This window comes from Ruminococcus sp. MCC718 (assembly GCF_018783905.1).
Classification (GTDB): Bacteria; Bacillota; Clostridia; order Lachnospirales; family Lachnospiraceae; genus Hominisplanchenecus; species Hominisplanchenecus faecis.
On record NZ_WQNP01000002.1, the window covers coordinates 61,639 to 80,811 of the forward strand.

Here is a 19,173-nt window from a genome sequence, read left to right on the forward strand (position 1 = left end):
TTCATCCGATCAATTAGCATTTAACAACGTTAGCTGCCTGCATTCCGCGAGCACCTTCTGTTAAATCATAAGTTACTGCCTGACCTTCGTCAAGAGATTTGAAGCCTTCACCCTGGATAGCGGAGAAATGTACAAATACATCGTTTCCGTCTTCACCTGTGATAAATCCGTAACCTTTTTCAGCGTTGAACCATTTTACTGTACCTTTGTTCATGATGGTACCTCCATTAGATAATAAAATTTTATTGTGGACTTTTGAGTTAAAAAAATCCACCAGTTATTACAGATTATATAGGGGTGAGTATAATCTCTAATAACTAGTGAATTACTTTCATCCAATAAATCCCTCAACGGATATTATAGATTTAACCACCGCAAATGTCAAGAGAATTGTGTATTGTTTTGCACCTGTATATCGGTTATACTGATACTGTTTCCGGGCATGAATCCTGATAAAAAAGGTAGGAAATCCTTTGTCAGGAAGCCACAAAACAGCAAAAAGAAAGGAAGATGAGATGTCAGAAATCATAAAAGCGATCCTGTTCGGAATCGTGGAAGGAATCACAGAATGGCTTCCGGTCAGCAGCACCGGTCATATGATCATTCTCGATGAACTGATCAAACTGAACGTGTCAAAAGAGTTTCTGGAAGTATTTCTGGTAGTGATCCAGCTTGGAGCAATCCTTGCGGTCGTAATGCTCTACTGGAATCAGCTGTTTCCGTTCTCCTTTAAAAAGGGCGAAGACACGATTCGCAAAGACGTATTTTCTATGTGGTTCAAAGTAATCGCAGCCTGCATTCCGGCGGCGGTGGTCGGTATTTTGTTTGACGACCAGATCAACGAGCTTTTTTACAATTACCAGACGGTAGCAACGGCACTGATCGTGTTTGGTATTTTATTTATTGTAATCGAAAATAAAAATCAGACGAAAAAAGCACGCATCACCAGTATTGCCCAGATCACATACCGGGATGCGATGCTGGTCGGACTTTTCCAGCTGATCGCGGCCATTTTTCCGGGAACTTCCAGATCCGGTGCGACCATTCTTGGCGGTATCCTGATCGGACTTTCCAGAACAACCGCAGCAGAGTTTACCTTTTTCCTGGCCGTTCCGGTCATGGCAGGAGCCAGTCTTTTAAAGATCCTGAAATTTGGTCTGGCTTTCTCAGGGGCAGAAATGATGATCCTGCTGGTCGGTATGGCAGTGTCATTTGTTGTATCGGTTCTGGTGATCAAATTTCTGATGAATTACATAAGAAAGCACGATTTCAAGATTTTCGGCTGGTACCGTATCGTACTTGGTATCCTGGTGATTTTGTTTTTTACATTCCGGTAATTCTGCTCTGAGACAGAGACAGGTGGAATTGCAGAAAACAGTTCCGTGGATTTTACGTCCAGACTGTGAAAGTACCTGGAAAAATTACAGACAGAATAACAGAAAGGAGAAATAAGAGAATGAAGATCACACTTCCGGATGATGTGAAACGGATCATCGAAACACTGGAACAACATGGATATGAAGGCTATGCGGTCGGCGGCTGCGTGCGTGATTCGATTCTTGGACGGATACCAAATGACTGGGATATCACGACTTCTGCGACACCGCAGCAGGTCAAGAAACTGTTCCTACGCACGGTCGATACCGGGATCCAGCACGGAACGGTAACCGTTCTGATGGGAAAAGAAGGTTATGAAGTGACGACCTATCGTGTGGATGGAGAATATGAGGATGCAAGACATCCAAAAGAAGTGACTTTTACGGCAAATCTGGAAGAAGACCTGCGTCGCCGTGATTTTACGATCAACGCCATGGCGTATAATGACAGCGAGGGTCTTGTGGACGTGTTCGGCGGAAGAGCGGACATTGAGCAGAAAGTGATCCGTTGCGTCGGCAATGCCGAAGAACGTTTCGGGGAAGATGCACTGCGTATCATGCGTGCTGTCCGTTTTTCGGCACAGCTCGGATTTACGGTCGATCCGGACACGGCAGAAGCGGCGAAAAAGCTGGCGGGGACGCTCTCAAAGATTAGTGCCGAGCGTATCCAGACGGAGCTGGTCAAACTGCTGGTTTCCCCACATCCGGATTATCTGAGGTATGCCTGGGAGTACGGCATCACGGCAGTTGTTCTGCCGGAGTTTGACCGCACGATGGAGACACCGCAGAATAACCCGCATCACTGCTATAACGTCGGAGAACATACGCTGGAAGCCTTAAGGAACATAGAGGCAGACAAAACGCTGCGTCTGGCGGCATTGTTTCACGATTTCGGCAAGCCGCAGACACATACCACGGACGCAGACGGGATCGACCATTTTCACGGGCATGCAAAGATCAGTGCCGAGCTTGCAAATAATATCATGCATCGTCTTAAATTCGACAACGACACTTTAAATAAAGTCAAAGTTTATGTGCGATACCACGATCTGCGACCGGAACTGACCGAAAAATCGGTGCGAAGAGCAGTGAGCAAAGTCGGGGCAGACGCTTTTGCAGAGGTTCTGAAACTGAAAATGGCAGATACCCTGGCTCAGTCCCCGAAGTGGCAGCCGGAGAAGAAAGCTTATTTAAAAGAGCTGACAGCCCTGTATCACACCATTTTAGAGAAACAGCAGTGCCTTTGCATCAAAGATCTGAAGATCAGCGGAAAAGATCTGATCGAAGACGGCATGAAGCCGGGCAAAGAGATGGGCGAGATCCTTGCAAAGCTGCTGGAGCTGGTATTAGAGGAGCCGCAGCGAAATGAGCGGGAATGGCTGATCGGAAAAAGCAGAGAACTGCGAAATACCGAAGGATAACTTCCCGTATATTTGCCCCCTGCATTTCATAAGATAGAGTAGCTTTAGGTGCCAGAATTGTGAGAGTACGAAGTAAGGAACAATTCGTGTGGCATTTTTGATCTTAATAGCTGATTTTATTGAGAGGAATTGTGGGGGGATCAAAAGTGAATGAAAAAGATCTGGTGATTTTGGAGCAGTACGACCTGCATGTGCAAAGCACAAGGCGGGGGCGTGGCTCCTTTCTTTGTGATACGGACAGAGGGCTTGTTCAGGTGACTGAATTTTCCGGTTCGCAGGAGCGGCTGTTTTTTCAGAACAGAGTGCTTTTTTTTCTGACAGAAAGAGGGATACGCTGCGATCTGCTCCTGGAAAATACCGAAGGAAATCTGGTTACTTCTGACCGCTACGGCAACGGGTACGTGGTCAAAAAATGGTTTTCCGGGCGGGAGTGTGATACGAAAAGCCGGGAAGATATTGTAGGGGCGGTGCATTATCTTGCAAGGCTGCACAATGTCCTGCGTCTGCCGGAAATACAGGAATTTCAGATGGCGGCGGCACAGACGGATGAGGCAGATCCGGCAGAAGAGAAAAAAATCAGAAAAAATTTAGAGTATATAGCAGAGCCGCTTGACGAGGAGATCGAGCGGCACACAAAAGAGCTGAAAAAGGTGCGGAATTTCATGCGGACACGAAAGAAAAAGACCGCTTTTGAGAGCCGTTTCCTGGAACTGTATCCGGAATTTATGGCTCAGGCAGAAGAAGTAACCAGACGGGTATGTGTCAGCAGTTCACATGCTCTGCACCGGCAGTGCATACGGGAGCGGCGGGTCTGCCATGGGGATTACAGTCAGCATAACCTGTTTTTTGACCGGGAAGGAGCGGTGGCAGTCAATTTTGCGAGATGCTGTTTTGATGTACAGATCTCCGATTTTTATCAGTTTTTCCGCAAGATCATGGAAAAGCAGGGCTGGAATCAGAAGCTTGGCATGGAGATGATCCATGCATATCAGGAAGTGCGTCCGCTTGGCGATGCAGAATTTGAAAATTTTTGTATAAGACTCGCCTATCCGGAAAAATTCTGGAAGCTTGCCAACCATTATTTCAACAGCCGCAAAACCTGGATACCGGAAAAAAGCCTTCAGAAGCTGGAAATTCTCGATATGCAGGAAAAAAAACGGCGAGAATTTGTAAAGTTTCTGCATTAGAGGTTTCTTTTTAGACCTTTTTATTATATAATATAGCCACCTATTGAATATTTTAATGGAGGTAGCACAATGGATTATAAAAAGGTCTATGAAGAGTGGCTCGCAAATCCATACTTTGACGAAGCTACAAAGGAAGAACTGCGAGCAATTGAGGGAGACGAAAAAGAAATCAAAGAACGCTTTTATGCGGATCTGGAGTTTGGTACTGCCGGTTTAAGAGGTATCATCGGGGCAGGTACAAACCGTATGAACGTTTACACTGTGCGTAAGGCTACACAGGGACTTGCAAACTATATCAAGTCAGTAGGAGCACAGGAAAAAGGCGTAGCGATCGCTTACGATTCCAGACATATGTCACCGGAATTTGCAGATGAAGCAGCACTGTGCCTGGCTGCAAACGGCATCAAGGCTTATGTGTTTGAGTCACTGAGACCGACTCCGGAGCTGTCCTTTGCTGTGCGTACACTGAAATGTACGGCAGGTATCAATGTCACAGCAAGTCATAATCCGCCGGAATACAATGGCTATAAAGTTTACTGGGAGGACGGAGCACAGATCACACCGCCTCACGACACCGGTATCATGGCTGAAGTAAAAGCAGTTACCGACTATGCAAACGTAAAAACAATGGACAAAGATGCAGCAGTCACAGCAGGACTTTACGAAGTGATCGGTGCGAACATTGATGATCCGTATATTGAAGCACTGAAGAGCCAGGTGATCCACTGGGATTCCATCCGTGAAGTCAGCAAAGATCTCAAGATCGTTTACACACCGCTGCACGGTACCGGCAATATCCCGGCAAGACGCGTCTTAAAAGAGCTTGGCTTTGAGCATGTATATGTAGTAAAAGAGCAGGAACTGCCGGACGGCGATTTCCCGACAGTAAGTTATCCGAACCCGGAAGCAGAAGAAGCTTTCGAACTGGGACTGAAACTTGCAAAAGAAGTCGATGCAGACCTAGTTCTGGCAACCGATCCGGACGCAGACCGTCTCGGTGTGCATGTCAAAGACAAAGATGGTGTATACCATACTCTGACCGGAAATATGTCCGGATGCCTGCTTGAAGAATACGAGCTGAGCCAGAGAAAGGCAGCAAACGGTAGCCTTCCGGAAGACGGAGCAGTAGTCAGCACGATCGTTACTACAAACATGGCAGGAACGATCGCCAGATCCTACGGACTGCGTTTCATCGAAGTCCTGACCGGATTCAAATACATCGGACAGCAGATCCTTGGTTTTGAACAGAGTGGAAAAGGAACCTACCTCTTCGGATTCGAGGAGAGCTATGGCTGCCTGATCGGAACACATGCAAGAGACAAAGATGCGATCGTTGCAACGATGGCTCTGTGTGAAGCAGCAGCTTACTATAAGACACAAGGTAAGACACTGTGGGATGCCATGATCGATATGTACGAGAAATACGGCTACTACAAAGATGACATCCAGGCGATCACACTGAAAGGTATCGAAGGACTTCAGAAGATCCAGGAGATCATGGAGACCCTCAGAAATGAGACACCGTCCGAGATCGCAGGCTACAAAGTGCTTTCTGCAAGAGATTACAAGAAAGATACCATCAAAAACATGGAAAGCGGCGAAATGACAAAGACCGGTCTTCCGTCCTCAAATGTTCTGTATTATGATCTGAGTGATGAAGCATGGTTGTGCGTGAGACCGTCCGGAACTGAGCCGAAAGTAAAATTCTACTATGGCGTAAAGGGCACATCCCTGGAAGATGCAGATGCAAAATCCGCAGCTCTTGGTAAACAGGTTGTAGCTATGATCCAGGAAATGCTGTAAAATGGCAAAAACATATGATTTTGATGATTTCTGTCAGATCACGGAAATGCTGCGAAAGAAAGAGGGCGGCTGCCCGTGGGATCTTTCCCAGACGCATCAAAGCCTGAAGCCCTATATGCTATCAGAGACAGCTGAGGCAGTGGCGGCGATCGATCTTTATGAGCAGACAAAAGATGCGTCCAATCTCTGCGAGGAGCTTGGAGATATGCTCTTTCAGGTTGTGATACAGAGCCAGATCGCAGCAGAAGAAGGTCTTTTTACGATCAATGATGTCGTGCAGAGCATCAGCGAAAAAATGATCCGCCGTCATCCGCATGTTTTCGGAGAGGAGAGCTATGAGCTTTTAGGCGGACATGCTGACAGCTGGAAGGAGATCAAGCAGATCGAGAAGGCAGGTATGGCAGAAGATCAGAAAAAAGCTCAGGAAAGAGCAGTTTATCTGGCAACACAGCAGATCATAGAACATTTACAGAAATCCCTTGACAAATATGGGGATAACGATTATAAATAAACATAGCCAACAAGGCTGTTGTGTTCCGGAAGCGATGAGCGGACGGGATGCCGCAGCCTTGTTCTCAGGAATCAAAACAGCAATTACAGGAGGAAAGGTCCATGAATAAGACAGAATTAGTAGCAGCTATCGCTGAACAGACAGAATTATCCAAAAAAGATGCAGAAAAGGCACTGAAAGCTTTCACAGATATCGTTGCAGATGAACTGAAAAAAGGTGAAAAAGTACAGCTGGTAGGCTTTGGTACTTTTGAAGTATCCGAAAGAGCAGCAAGAGAAGGAAGAAATCCTCAGAGCGGCGAACCGATGACGATCGCAGCTTCCAAAGCTCCGAAATTCAAAGCAGGCAAAGCACTGAAAGATATGATCAACAACTAATTCCTGTATTTGGAATCATCAGCTGTCGCGGAACATTTCTGCGGCAGTTTTTTTCTTATCAGCAAAAGGAGAAATGACTATGAGACTGGATAAATTTTTAAAGGTTTCCAGACTGATCAAAAGACGTACCGTTGCGAATGAAGCCTGTGATGCCGGAAGAGTTCTGATCAACGGAAGAACGGCAAAAGCATCTGCGGCAGTCAAGGCAGGCGATGTGATCGAGATCCAGTTTGGAACAAAAGCCGTAAAAGTAGAAGTCCTGGATGTGCAGGAGACAGTCAAAAAGGACAATGCGGCAGAACTCTATAAATACCTGTAGCTTCCGGATGTGAGCTTTTTTACGCTGGCATAAACAAAAGCAGAGCTTCATATACTTTTGCAAAGAGTGTATGGAGAATGGCATGGACGAAAAACAGGCTCAGGGAACAGCACACAGGGTAATGATCCAGGGAAGGCACAGCGGCACCATCAGCGGGGTATCGGATGTGCTTTCTTTTGATTTAAATGAGATCGTACTCCAGACGACACAGGGGATGCTGATGATACGCGGACAGGAGCTTCATATGAACCGGCTGACACTGGAAAAAGGCGAAGTGGATATCGAGGGAAAGATTGACAGCTTTGTTTATTCCGAACAGAAAGGCGAGAACGGAAAAGATACCTCCTTTCTTGGACGGCTGTTCCGGTAATGCACACGGTGATCGCAGCAGAGGCCCTCTTTTTTGTGCTGGCCTTTGCAAAAGGAGCAGGTATCATGCTGGGCTACGATATCCTGCGTGCGTTTCGCAGAGGATTTCCGCACGGGGGCCGGCTTGTCGCAGCAGAAGACTTTTTTTACTGGGTGTTCGCCTGGATTTTTGTGTTTTTGATGTTCCGTGATCGGAATTATGGGCAGATCCGGGGGTATGTGCTGGCGGCACTGATTCTGGGGATGCTTTTTTATATTTTGCTGTTCAGTCGGAGGATCCTTCTCGTATTTTCGACTTTTTTCGGCTTTCTTTCCCGCATGATTGCCGGTCTTTTCCGGCTGATTTTGATGCCTGCCGGAAAATCGGTCAAAAAATTGAGAAAAATGGTCAGGAAAGCATTGAAAAAGAAGATAAAACAGGTTAGAATGGTCATAGTCAAAAAGTAAGTCAGAAAGTCGGGAAGGGTATATGAAAAAAAGAAAACAGACACGCAGAAGGAGAGATGCGGCACAGAGAAGAGGAAAGCTTGGCATCTCTACTGTGATTGTTGTGCTGATTGCAGTATTTTTGCTGAGAGGCCATACAATGGATCAGAGAAATGCGGCATATGTCGAAGAGCTGGCACAGCTGCAGAACAAGATCGATGCAGAAGAAGCCCGCACGCAGGACATTGCTGATCTGGAAGCTTATATGCAGACAGATGAGTATGCGGAGCAGGTTGCCAAGGACAAGCTTGGTCTGGTCTATGAAGATGAGATTATTTTTAAACCAGAAGAGAACTAAAGAAAAAGGAGAAAGGCAGCGTGATAAGCTTCCTTTCTTTTTTGTCGAAAACTTTTTTTGGAGGCGTACCGCCTTTGACAAAATTTTCCGGAGCCATTCGCTATACTGAATCCGTTAAAGCAGCGTGGAAAAGGCTGTGTGAGGAGGCAGTATGGGGGATTTTATCATTATTACACTGATGGTCAGCAGCTTCTGGCTTTTGTGGGAGATCATCCGTGTGGTCAGTATGGAGTGGCTGAACCGGGATGAGATCACATTGCCGGCGGGCGAGCTTGGGAGAAGCGAGCTGCTACGTTGTGCAGATTCTTTCGAACAGCTTTCCGGGATGTTTCAGGGCATGGTTACCAAAAAGGAGGAACTTTCCGGGCAGGATATGGATGAGGTGCTCTTTCGGGTGCAGACGAGCGTCTGCCGCAGCTGTTCGGCCGCAGCACAGTGCTGGGACTATGGAAGTGAAACGGGGATCTGCAGATTCAACCGGATCGCAGAGAGCATTATCCAGGGGAAAGAGCTGAACAATGGCAGAAAAGAGGCACTTCAGAAACAATGTCTGCACGGAGACTTCTTTTTTGAAGCGGTGGCAGATCAGATTGAAAAAGCGAGAATGGATATGCTGTGGCACAATCGCCTGATGGAGAGCAGAAGTGCGGCGGCGGACCAGCTCCATGAGACGGCGTGCATCATACGGAAGGCGGCGGGGCATATCTGCGATGTCAGACGCGTAGACGGGAGCATCCGCCAGCAGGCAGACATCCGCCTGCGGATGCACGGGATGATCCTCAAGGATATCTGGTGTATCCGGCAGCCAAGAAATATACAGCTCTATGTGACACTCCGCACGGCAAAGAAGGGCAGATGCATCCGCACAAAAGAAGTGGCAGGACTTCTGTCTGCAGCGTTCGGGACGAGGCTGATGCCGGATGAACAGGGGAAAACCGTAGTAAATTATGAGTACAGTACCATTTTATTTTATACGGAACCACAGTATTACATGACCGGCGGTGTGGCGAGGATCGCCAGGGACGGAGAAGTGATCTCCGGTGACAATTTTTCCCTGTTTCCAGCGGCGGACGGTCAGATGATCCTCAGCATTTCAGACGGGATGGGTTCCGGTCTTGCGGCATACAAAGAAAGCGAGGCAGTGATCGATCTGCTGGAGCAGTTTCTTGGCAGCGGTTTTGACAAAGAGACGGCGATTCGCCTGATCCACAGTTCGATGCTTTTGCAGACAGAAGGGCAGAGTTCGGCGACGGTGGATCTGTGCATGGCAGATCTTTACACCGGAGACTGTGAATTCTTAAAAATCGGTGCTTCAACGACCTTTCTGAAGCGAAAACACTGGGTTGAGACGATCACGTCGACCAGCATGCCGATGGGGATCCTTCAGGATGTGGATTATGAGTGCACCAGAAAGCGGCTCGAAGAGGGCGATTATATCGTCATGGTGTCCGATGGCGTGATGGATGCCCTGCCGCAGATGGATGCGGAGGAGATGATCAAAGATTATCTTCTGCAAAGTGAAACGGAAAATGCAAAAGAACTTGCCAGATCCCTGCTGAACTATGTATTGCAGTCGGACAGGCAGCAGGCAAGAGATGATATGACCGTTCTGGTGGGCGGTATGAGAAGAAGATAGAGAGAACATATGAGACAGGTACAGAATTTTATCAGAGAACAGAAGATGATCATGCCGGGAGATTTTGTCATTGCCGGAGTTTCGGGAGGAGCAGATTCTGTCTGCCTTTTCTTTGAACTGCTTGCATATCAGAAAGAGATCCCGTTTTCCATGGAAGTTGTGCACATCGAACATGGGATCCGTGGACAGGACAGCCTTGCAGATGCGAACTATGTGGAAAACCTCTGCAAAGAATATGGTGTACCGTTTCACCTGGTTTCCTGTGATATTAAAAAGATGGCACAGGAAAGCAGCCTGACGGTCGAGGAGGCAGGGCGGAAAGCCCGCTATCAGGCCTTTGAGCAGGCGGCAAAAAAGAGCGGCAGGTCAAACTGCAAGATTGCCGTTGCCCATAATCTGGATGACCAGGCAGAGACGATTCTGATGAATCTCGCAAGGGGAAGCGGTCTTCGAGGACTTGGCGGGATCCGTCCGGTGCGTGAAAACATTATCCGCCCGCTTTTAAATACCAGAAGAAGCGAGATCGAGGCGGCACTTCGGGGGCGTCAGATCACATGGCGGACGGATGAGACGAACCATCAGACCGAGTACACGAGAAACAGGATCCGCCTGGAGATCCTGCCGCTGCTTGCACAGGGCGTGAACGGACAGGCAGCGAGCCATATCGCACAGGCAGGGCTGCGGCTTCAGGAGGCAGAGGATTATATCCAGAGCCAGGTACAGAAACTTGCAGAGCGTTACGTACATTATGAGGAAAAAGCGGGGCCGGAAGTATTTCTTGAGCGGGAAGGATTCTGCCGTCAGGAGCATCTGATGCAGGAATATCTGATAAGATTTTGCCTGGAAAAAATGATCGCCGGTCAGAAAGATGTCAGCCGCCGGCATATCGGGGCACTTCTGGAGCTTATAGCCGGTCAGAATGGAAAATCATTAAATCTTCCGGGCGGCATACGTGCCGTAAATAAAAATGAATTTCTTGTTTTTGAGAAAAACAGATCAATAAGAAAAAAGGGAAATGAAGCTGCAAAGTGCAGGGGAGAAAATTTGCAGATCCCGGGTGTGACAGGGTGGAGAGATCTTCGTATTACAGCCGATGTTTTTTCTTATGAAAAGCAAATAATTCCGCAAAAGAAGTGTACAAAATGGTTTGATTATGATACCATAAACCATAGACTGGAGATTCGTACGCGTCAGGCGGGCGATACTCTCAGTGTGCATGCAGAAGGCGGGACAAAGCCTCTGAAAAGGTATATGATCGATGAGAAGATCCTGCGAGAGAGACGGGATGAGATACCGCTCATTGCGGACGGCTCCCATATTCTTTGGGTGGTCGGATACCGGATCAGTGAGGCATACAAGGTAACAGAACGTACAAAAAAGATTCTGCAAATACAAATAGATAAGGAGAACTAAAATGGAAGATAAGATTCGTGTACTGTTGACAGAAGAAGAAGTAAATGAAAAAATCAAAAAAATCGGTGAGCAGATCAGCAAAGATTATGCCGGCAAGTCCGTTCATATGATCTGCGTGCTCAAAGGCGGCGTATTTTTCACCTGTGAACTGGCAAAGAGAATCACCGTTCCGGTATCTCTCGATTTTATGTCCGTGAGCAGCTACGGTTCGGAGACAAAATCAAGTGGTATCGTAAAGATCATCAAAGACCTGGATGAGCCGCTGGAAGGAAAAGAGGTCCTGATCGTAGAAGATATCATTGATTCCGGACGTACCTTAAGTTATCTGATCGAGATCCTGAAGAAAAGAAACCCGGCAAGCATCCGTCTGTGCACGCTTCTGGACAAACCGGAACGCAGAGTGACGGATGTAAAGGTAGATTATGTTGCTTTCAACATTCCGGATGAATTTGTTGTAGGATATGGTCTGGATTATGCCCAGAAATACCGCAACCTTCCGTTCATCGGAGTGGTAGAGCAGTAGAAAGGGGAACCCGAATTGAAGAATGTTCTAAAAGGGAGTATCTTCTATGTTATTATTGCGATCATTGTGGTTCTGGGGATCAATTATATCCGGGGCAACCTCGTAGAGAATACAGGAGTCACCTATTCACAGTTCCAGAAATATGTCGCACAGAATAAGGTCAGCGGCGTAGAGATCAGACAGAATTCTCAGGGAGTGACAGGAGAACTTACTATTCACATGAAACAAGGCGAAAATCTGACACTTGATGTTTCTGATGTGACAAAGGCAGAAGAGCTTCTGGATCAGAAGCAGATTCCATACAGGGTCACAGTTGAAAAAGAGAGCATTTTTATGACGACGGTACTGCCGATGCTTCTGATCTGCGTGATCTTTATGGTATTTTTTACGATGGGCAGCCGTCAGGCGACGGGAGGCAATGCCCGGATGATGAATTTTGGCAAAAGCCGTGCAACCCTGACCATGCCGGACAACAGCAAAGTTACGTTTAAAGATGTTGCCGGTCTTCAGGAAGAAAAAGAAGATCTGCAGGAGATTGTCGATTTCCTGAAAGAACCGAAAAAATATCTCCAGGTCGGAGCACGTATCCCGAAAGGTGTGCTGCTTGTCGGCCCTCCGGGAACCGGTAAGACCCTGCTGGCGAAAGCCGTGGCAGGAGAAGCGGGTGTTCCGTTCTTCAGCATTTCCGGTTCCGATTTCGTGGAAATGTTTGTCGGTGTCGGTGCATCCCGTGTGCGTGATATGTTTACCGAGGCGAAACTTCATGCACCGTGTATCATCTTTATCGATGAGATCGATGCAGTTGCCAGAAGACGAGGAGCCGGCGTAGGCGGCGGTCACGATGAACGTGAGCAGACGCTGAACCAGATGCTCGTTGAGATGGATGGTTTCGGATACAACGAAGGCATCATCGTGATGGCGGCGACAAACCGTGTGGACATCCTCGATCCGGCGATCTTAAGACCGGGACGTTTCGACCGCAAGATCGGCGTCGGACGACCGGATGTACGCGGAAGAGAAGAGATCCTGGCAGTCCATATCAAAAACAAGCCGCTTGGAGAGGACGTAGATCTCAAAGAGATTGCCAGAACATCCGCAGGATTTACCGGGGCAGATCTGGAAAACCTGATGAATGAGGCGGCAATTTATGCGGCAAAGGCAAAACGTGCCTATATCATGCAGGAAGATATCCGCCGTGCCTTCATCAAAGTCGGCATCGGCGAGGAGAAAAAGAGTCGGATCATCAGCGAGAAAGAAAAGAAGATCACCGCTTACCACGAGGCAGGTCATGCGATCCTGTTCCATGTGCTGCCGGATATGGGACCGGTCCATACGATCTCCGTGATCCCGACCGGAATGGGGGCAGCCGGTTATACGATGCCGCTTCCGGGTGAAGATGAGATGTTCAACAGCAAAAAGAAAATGCTGCAGAATATCATCGTGGACTTTGGGGGACGCGTTGCAGAAGAGCTGATCTTTGGCGATGTGACGACCGGAGCATCCCAGGATATCAAACAGGCAACGCAGATGGCAAGAGCCATGGTCACACAGTACGGTATGTCGGACAAAGTCGGTCTGATCCATTATGGAAGCGATGACGATGAAGTCTTTATCGGACGCGACCTGGCACATACAAAGGGTTACGCAGACCAGACAGCTGCACTGATCGACGGTGAAGTAAAAAACATCATTGATGAGTCTTATGCAAAAGCCAAAGAACTTCTTCAGGAGCATATGAATGTTTTACATCGCTGTGCACAGCTTCTGATTGAAAAAGAAAAAATTGGCAGGGAAGAGTTTGAAAGCCTTTTTGGTGAAAATGCATAAAAAATAATTTTAGATTTTGTGAAGATTATGCACACTTAAATTTGTACCTGTGGTATATTATTACTTGTAAAACCCCCAATACATTATATAGTTTTTGCTACACCCCATAAGAAGAAATACCTTCTCCAAAGAAAGACAGTTCATATGAACTGTCTTTTTCCCTTTTCTGGATTATTTCGTTGTGAATTTGAAAAATATGGTGTAAGATAGTAATAATTCTACAGTTTGAATGCAGGTTATGAACGTCTCGCAGGCGTTTCCTTTAAAATGACCGCAAAAGAGCCGTAAGAACGTGATCCGGGTGTGTGAAGACGCTCTTGGTCTTCTTAGGAGGAAAATATGAACTTAGCAAATATAGAATATCAGGATAAGCTTCGTCAGTATGTGCTACAGATGCGTCCTGTGTTTAAACCGAATGCACTTTTCAGCGATGAGACGGCAAATTATGTAACACCGATGGAACCTGATCCGGGCGACATTGTTACGATACGTTTCCGAACCTGGAAAGATAATGTTGATAAAGTATATCTGGTAAGCAATGACAGGCATCTTGCTATGGAATACGAAAAATCAGAAGGAGATTTTGATTATTTCAAAATCCGTCTGGTCATGCAGGAAGAATCCGTCCACTATTTTTTTGAGATACATGCTGGCAAGATCCGATGTTTCTACAACAAGATCGGTGTATCCAGGGATCGCCTCGATGTCTATGATTTTACAATCGCACCGGGTTTCCACACGCCGGAATGGGCAAAAGGTGCTGTTATGTACCAGATCTTTGTGGATCGTTTTTCAAGCGGGGACACGAACAATACCGTCGAAGACTGCGAGTACTATTACATCGGCGACTACTCCCGGAAGGTGACTGACTGGCGGAAGAACCCATCCTTTATGGGCGTGCGTGAATTTTACGGCGGTGACCTTCAAGGCGTGATGAACAAGCTGGATTATCTGCAGGATCTTGGCGTGGATGTTATTTATTTCAACCCGATCTTTGTCTCACCGTCCAACCATAAATACGATATCCAGGATTATGATTACATTGATCCGCACTATGGAAAGATCGTAAGCGACGGTGGCGAGACTCTGAAGGACGGGGATACGATCAATGCCCATGCTTCTAAATACATCAAACGAGTAACCGACAAAGCAAACCTGGAGTCCAGCAACACTTTTTTTGTTCAGCTGGTCGAAGAAATTCACCGCAGGGGCATGAAAGTGATCCTGGACGGTGTGTTCAACCACTGCGGTTCCTTTAATAAATGGATGGACCGTGAGCAGATTTATGAGAATCAGGAAGGGTATGAACCGGGAGCTTATGTTTCCGCAGACAGTCCTTATCGCAGTTTTTTCAAATTCAATAACGACCAGGCATGGCCGTACAACCCGAATTACGATGGCTGGTGGGGACATGATACCCTGCCGAAGCTTTGCTATGAGCAGTCACCGAAGCTGCACGATTATATTCTGGAGATCGGAAAGAAATGGGTTTCCCCGCCGTTCAATGTCGATGGCTGGAGACTGGATGTGGCTGCTGACCTTGGATTTTCCAATGAATATAACCATCAGTTCTGGAAAGAATTCCGCAAAGTCGTAAAAGAGGCCAATCCGAATGCGATCATTCTGGCAGAACATTACGGCGATGCCAAGTCTTGGCTTCGCGGTGATGAATGGGATACCGTTATGAATTATGATGCCTTTATGGAGCCACTGACCTGGTTCTTTACCGGAATGGAAAAGCACAGCGATGAGTTCCGCGGCGACCTGCTCGGCAATGAAGCAGCATTTACCGGAGCAATGCGTCATCATATGGCAAGCTTTCTGGCACCGTCGCTTCAGGTGGCGATGAACGAGCTTTCCAACCATGACCATTCTCGTTTCCTGACCAGAACGAACCACAAAGTAGGGCGTGTGGCGAACTTGGGATATGAGGCAGCCTCCCAGGATATCAACGTGGCGGTCATGCGTGAGGCCGTTGTGATGCAGATGACCTGGCCGGGAGCACCGACGATCTATTACGGCGATGAGGCCGGAGTCTGTGGATTTACCGATCCGGACAACCGCAGGACCTATCCGTGGGGCGAGGAAAATCACGACCTGATCACATTCCACAAAGAAATGATCCGTATCCACAAAGCATGTCCTGTGCTGACACATGGCTCCCTGAAATTCCTGGAGCAGAGACATAACGTACTTTCTTATGGAAGATTCTCGCAGGACGAGCAGATGGTTGTGGCATTTAACAACGATCTGAATGAGCAGACGATCACCCTGTCTGTATGGCAGGTAAATGTGCCGCAGCATAACTGTAAAATGGAACGCCTGATGCTGACGCATGCACAGGGCTATACGACCGAGCAGTACTTTACAGAAGTGCATGGCGGAAAAATTGAGTTGACATTGCCGCCGCTGTCCGGGATTGTGCTCCGACACGGGAAATAAGAAAAATAAAAACAGTTGATAAGATAAAAAACCCGGAAGCCTTTCTTTTGATTAAGATAAAAGGTTCCCGGGGTTTTCTGCTGTCAGAGAAGAATGCGGGATAAGACGGAAAATACGGTTTTGGGAAAGCTGGCGGATTTCAGATTAGGTATGACAGGTATTATGAGTGATTTAATGAATTAAAGCAATAAAGTAAAAGAATAAAAAATAAAAGCGCGAGACGGGACTCGAACCCGCGGCCTCGACCTTGGCAAGGTCGCGCTCCACCAACTGAGCCACTCGCGCATTTCTTTGTGTTTGTAAGTTGTGTTCCGCAACTCACAGGTCATATAATACAATAGAAATATGCATTTGTCAACAGGAAATTTTAAAAAAATTCAAAAAAAATAAAAAGTTTAAATTTTTGCGACGATTCAATGCAAAAGGGGGATTTTGAGGATGAGCATCCGGGTACATGGATGCCGGAAGACACGGCAAAACGGAATCCGCTTGACAGATGTATTTCTTTGCGTGATACTTAGTTGAAAAACATCCGGGGGAAGAGAGCGGATGAACAGGAAGTTTAATCAAATCAGGTAATGTCCGGCGTTCGGTTTGAAGTGCGGGGAGTTGCCTGTATCAGGAGGATGGCATGAAAATATTGCTGGTCGCAATCAATGCGAAATATATACATTCCAATCTTGCGGTGTACTGCCTGAAGAGTTATGCGGCAAAGAGAGGAATTGAGGTGGAACTTACGGAATATACGATCAATCACCGACGAGACGATATTCTGATGGATATTTATCAGAGAAAGCCGGATGTGGTGGCATTTTCCTGCTATATCTGGAATCTGGAATTTGTTCAGGATATTGCAGCAGATCTGTATAAGGTTCTGCCGGATCTGGAAATCTGGGGAGGCGGACCGGAGGTTTCCTATGATGCAGAGAAATTTCTGGCGAAGCATCCGGAATTTCGCGGCATTATGAAAGGCGAGGGTGAGCGGACTTTTTGTGAACTTGCCGGACTTTACCAGATATATGGCAAAGAGGCGGTGAACAAACTGGACGAGTGCCATGGTATTGTATGGCGGGACCCGAAAGGGGAGATCAGTCAGGGACTGCCGCAGGCACCGATCAGTCTGGATGAAATTCCTTTTATATATGAAGAATATGAAAATATGATGCCGTTTGAGAATCGTATTCTCTATTATGAGACGAGCAGAGGCTGCCCGTTTTCGTGCAGTTATTGCCTTTCTTCGATCGATAAGCGGGTGCGGCTTCGAAGCATGGAGCTGGTAGAGAAGGAATTGCAGTTTTTCCTGGATCATAAAGTGCCGCAGGTCAAGTTTGTGGACCGGACGTTTAACTGCAATCACAGACACAGCATGGCAATCTGGCGTTACATCAAAGAGCATGACAATGGCATCACAAACTTCCATTTTGAGATTGCGGCAGATATTTTAAATGAAGAAGAAATGGGTCTGCTTGCCACATTCCGGCCGGGACTTGCCCAGCTCGAGATTGGTGTGCAGTCCACAAACATACAGACCATCCATGAGATCGACCGTGTAATGGATTTTGATATGGTTACACAGAAAGTGCAGCGGGTGGCAAGTGCCGAAAATATCCATCAGCATCTGGATCTGATCGCCGGGCTGCCGTATGAGAATCTGGAGAGCTTCAAAAAATCCTTCAACGATGTCTACCGCCTGCGGCCGCAGCAGTTCCAGCTTGGTTTTCTGAAAGTCTTAAAAGGCTCAAAAATGCATGAGAAAGCAGGAGAATATGGGATCGTTTACCATACACGCCCTATGTACGAGGTTTTATCGACAAACTGGCTGACTTACGATGAAGTCATCTATTTAAAAGGCATAGAAGAGATGGTTGAGGTTTACTATAACAGCTGTCAGTTCCGCTGTACAATGCTGGCACTGGAGGCGGAGTTTGACACACCGTTTGCCATGTACGAGGCACTGGCAGAATATTATGAAGAAAACGGGCTGAACGGACTGAAACATTCACGCATGAGACGCTTTGATATTCTGCACGATTTTATTCTTTCCTATGTGAAGAAAGAACATGCACCGAAATATGAGGATGATCTTCTGATGGATCTTTACTTGAGGGAAAAGAGCAAGAGCCGTCCGTCCTGGGCTGCGGATCTTTCAGGATATAAGAGCGAGATCCAGGAATTTTTCAGAAAAGAAGCGGAGGAAAAGCGTTATCTGAAAGACTACGAAGGCTACAGCTGGAAACAGATCCTGAATATGACGCACGTTGAGGTCGATTCGAAGGGAAAATGGACGCTGTTTGATTATAAAAGGCGAGATCCGCTCACAAAAGATGCAAAAACGTATCGGATTCTGGAACGGAAGGAAGAGGAAAGGGTATGATAAGAGATTATGTGGCACTTGACCTGGAAATGACGGGACTGAGCCCGAGAAAAGATGCGATCCTGGAGATCGGTGCGGTGAAAGTCCGGGATATGGAAGTGACGGAGACCTACACTGCCATGGTAAATCCAGGATTTCCGGTTCCGGAGCATGTCACAGAGCTGACCGGGATCACGACCGAAATGGCACAGCAGGGCAGGGAAATCCACACAGTATTGCCGGAATTTCTGGAATTCTGTGGACAATCCGTGATCCTTGGGCATAACATAGGCTTTGATTTTGGATTTCTTCAGCAAAACGCGGCAAACATGGGGAAAACCTTCCCGGATATGGCGATCGATACCCTTGCGATCGCACGCAAATTTCTGCCGGAACTGCCGAGCCGGAAGTTAGGTGATCTGTGTGATTATTATCAGATCCGGGAGGAGAGATGGCACCGTGCGTGCGACGATGCGGATGCGGCGAGCCGGCTGTATCAGAAACTGACAGAAGCATTTTCTGAGGAAAACGAAACTTACTTTGAGCCGAAAAAACTTACTTATAAGGTAAGAAAAGATGTACCGGCAACGAAAATACAAAAAGTCTACTTGAATGATTTGATGAAATATCATAAAATAGAAACGAATGTTGCCCTGGATCTGCTGACGAGAAGTCAGGCTTCCAGGCTTACAGACAGAATCATATTACAGTATGGGAAAATGATAAGGGGTGATTGATATGATGCATTTTCGTGACAAAAAAACAAAACGGATTCTTTCCGGGATTCTCGTGGTACTGATCGTGATCGCGATGGTACTTCCTACGCTGGCAG

At 47.0% G+C, this 19,173-nt stretch carries 18 protein-coding genes and 1 tRNA gene; 17 read left to right on the forward strand and 2 right to left on the reverse strand.

Going from position 1 to position 19,173, the window contains the following annotated elements; translation table 11 throughout:
* Positions 1 to 13: 13 nt before the first annotated feature.
* Positions 14 to 214, reverse strand: coding sequence for a cold-shock protein (locus GPK60_RS00235; RefSeq protein ID WP_022117995.1), 201 nt, complete (start codon positions 212 to 214; stop codon positions 14 to 16).
* A gap of 301 nt (positions 215 to 515) precedes the next feature.
* Between GPK60_RS00235 and GPK60_RS00240 the strand changes: the two genes are divergently transcribed.
* The 15 genes from GPK60_RS00240 (at position 516) to GPK60_RS00310 (ending at position 15,988) form a co-directional block, all read left to right on the forward strand.
* Positions 516 to 1,337 carry an undecaprenyl-diphosphate phosphatase gene (locus GPK60_RS00240; protein ID WP_022117996.1) on the forward strand — a complete coding sequence of 274 codons (822 nt, stop codon included), beginning with the start codon at positions 516 to 518 and terminating at the stop codon, positions 1,335 to 1,337.
* A gap of 119 nt (positions 1,338 to 1,456) precedes the next feature.
* Positions 1,457 to 2,797 (forward strand): CCA tRNA nucleotidyltransferase, encoded by a 1,341-nt coding sequence (locus GPK60_RS00245; protein ID WP_215658618.1) that lies wholly within the window; start codon positions 1,457 to 1,459, stop codon positions 2,795 to 2,797.
* Between the two features lie 146 nt (positions 2,798 to 2,943).
* A complete protein-coding gene (locus tag GPK60_RS00250; RefSeq protein ID WP_022117998.1) occupies positions 2,944 to 3,984 on the forward strand; it encodes a phosphotransferase in 1,041 nt (346 codons plus the stop codon).
* 69 nt (positions 3,985 to 4,053) lie between these two features.
* A complete protein-coding gene (locus GPK60_RS00255; protein WP_022117999.1) occupies positions 4,054 to 5,787 on the forward strand; it encodes a phospho-sugar mutase in 1,734 nt (577 codons plus the stop codon).
* A 1-nt stretch (position 5,788) separates the two neighbouring features.
* Positions 5,789 to 6,298, forward strand: coding sequence for a MazG nucleotide pyrophosphohydrolase domain-containing protein (locus tag GPK60_RS00260; protein WP_022118000.1), 510 nt, complete (start codon positions 5,789 to 5,791; stop codon positions 6,296 to 6,298).
* A gap of 47 nt (positions 6,299 to 6,345) precedes the next feature.
* Complete coding sequence (locus GPK60_RS00265) at positions 6,346 to 6,675, forward strand: HU family DNA-binding protein (protein ID WP_173866135.1); 330 nt, start codon at positions 6,346 to 6,348, stop codon at positions 6,673 to 6,675.
* 79 nt (positions 6,676 to 6,754) lie between these two features.
* Positions 6,755 to 6,994 (forward strand): RNA-binding S4 domain-containing protein, encoded by a 240-nt coding sequence (locus GPK60_RS00270; protein ID WP_022118002.1) that lies wholly within the window; start codon positions 6,755 to 6,757, stop codon positions 6,992 to 6,994.
* Positions 6,995 to 7,076: 82 nt separating this feature from the next.
* Positions 7,077 to 7,364: a sporulation protein YabP gene (gene yabP / locus GPK60_RS00275; RefSeq protein ID WP_022118003.1), complete on the forward strand. Its 288-nt coding sequence runs from the start codon at positions 7,077 to 7,079 to the stop codon at positions 7,362 to 7,364.
* A complete protein-coding gene (gene yabQ / locus GPK60_RS00280) occupies positions 7,364 to 7,810 on the forward strand; it encodes a spore cortex biosynthesis protein YabQ (RefSeq protein ID WP_022118004.1) in 447 nt (148 codons plus the stop codon). The genes yabP and yabQ overlap by 1 nt, the downstream gene beginning before the upstream one ends.
* Positions 7,811 to 7,832: 22 nt before the next feature.
* Positions 7,833 to 8,147 carry a septum formation initiator family protein gene (locus GPK60_RS00285; protein ID WP_022118005.1) on the forward strand — a complete coding sequence of 105 codons (315 nt, stop codon included), beginning with the start codon at positions 7,833 to 7,835 and terminating at the stop codon, positions 8,145 to 8,147.
* 151 nt (positions 8,148 to 8,298) lie between these two features.
* Positions 8,299 to 9,783: a SpoIIE family protein phosphatase gene (locus GPK60_RS00290; RefSeq protein ID WP_022118006.1), complete on the forward strand. Its 1,485-nt coding sequence runs from the start codon at positions 8,299 to 8,301 to the stop codon at positions 9,781 to 9,783.
* A 9-nt stretch (positions 9,784 to 9,792) separates the two neighbouring features.
* Entirely contained in the window at positions 9,793 to 11,196 is a 1,404-nt protein-coding gene (gene tilS, locus GPK60_RS00295) for a tRNA lysidine(34) synthetase TilS (protein WP_215658619.1), read from the forward strand.
* A 1-nt stretch (position 11,197) separates the two neighbouring features.
* Positions 11,198 to 11,719 (forward strand): hypoxanthine phosphoribosyltransferase, encoded by a 522-nt coding sequence (gene hpt / locus GPK60_RS00300; RefSeq protein WP_173897590.1) that lies wholly within the window; start codon positions 11,198 to 11,200, stop codon positions 11,717 to 11,719.
* Positions 11,720 to 11,734: 15 nt separating this feature from the next.
* Positions 11,735 to 13,546 (forward strand): ATP-dependent zinc metalloprotease FtsH, encoded by a 1,812-nt coding sequence (gene ftsH, locus GPK60_RS00305; protein WP_215658620.1) that lies wholly within the window; start codon positions 11,735 to 11,737, stop codon positions 13,544 to 13,546.
* A 339-nt stretch (positions 13,547 to 13,885) separates the two neighbouring features.
* On the forward strand, positions 13,886 to 15,988 hold the full coding sequence (locus tag GPK60_RS00310; protein WP_215658621.1) for a glycoside hydrolase family 13 protein: 2,103 nt from the start codon (positions 13,886 to 13,888) through the stop codon (positions 15,986 to 15,988).
* A 212-nt stretch (positions 15,989 to 16,200) separates the two neighbouring features.
* Here GPK60_RS00310 and GPK60_RS00315 read toward each other — a convergent pair.
* Positions 16,201 to 16,273 (reverse strand) — tRNA-Gly (locus GPK60_RS00315).
* A 346-nt stretch (positions 16,274 to 16,619) separates the two neighbouring features.
* Here GPK60_RS00315 and GPK60_RS00320 point away from each other — a divergent pair.
* Positions 16,620 to 18,362 carry a B12-binding domain-containing radical SAM protein gene (locus GPK60_RS00320; RefSeq protein ID WP_215658622.1) on the forward strand — a complete coding sequence of 581 codons (1,743 nt, stop codon included), beginning with the start codon at positions 16,620 to 16,622 and terminating at the stop codon, positions 18,360 to 18,362.
* Entirely contained in the window at positions 18,359 to 19,078 is a 720-nt protein-coding gene (locus GPK60_RS00325; RefSeq protein WP_215658623.1) for a 3'-5' exonuclease, read from the forward strand. The genes GPK60_RS00320 and GPK60_RS00325 overlap by 4 nt, the downstream gene beginning before the upstream one ends.
* Positions 19,079 to 19,173 lie beyond the last annotated feature (95 nt).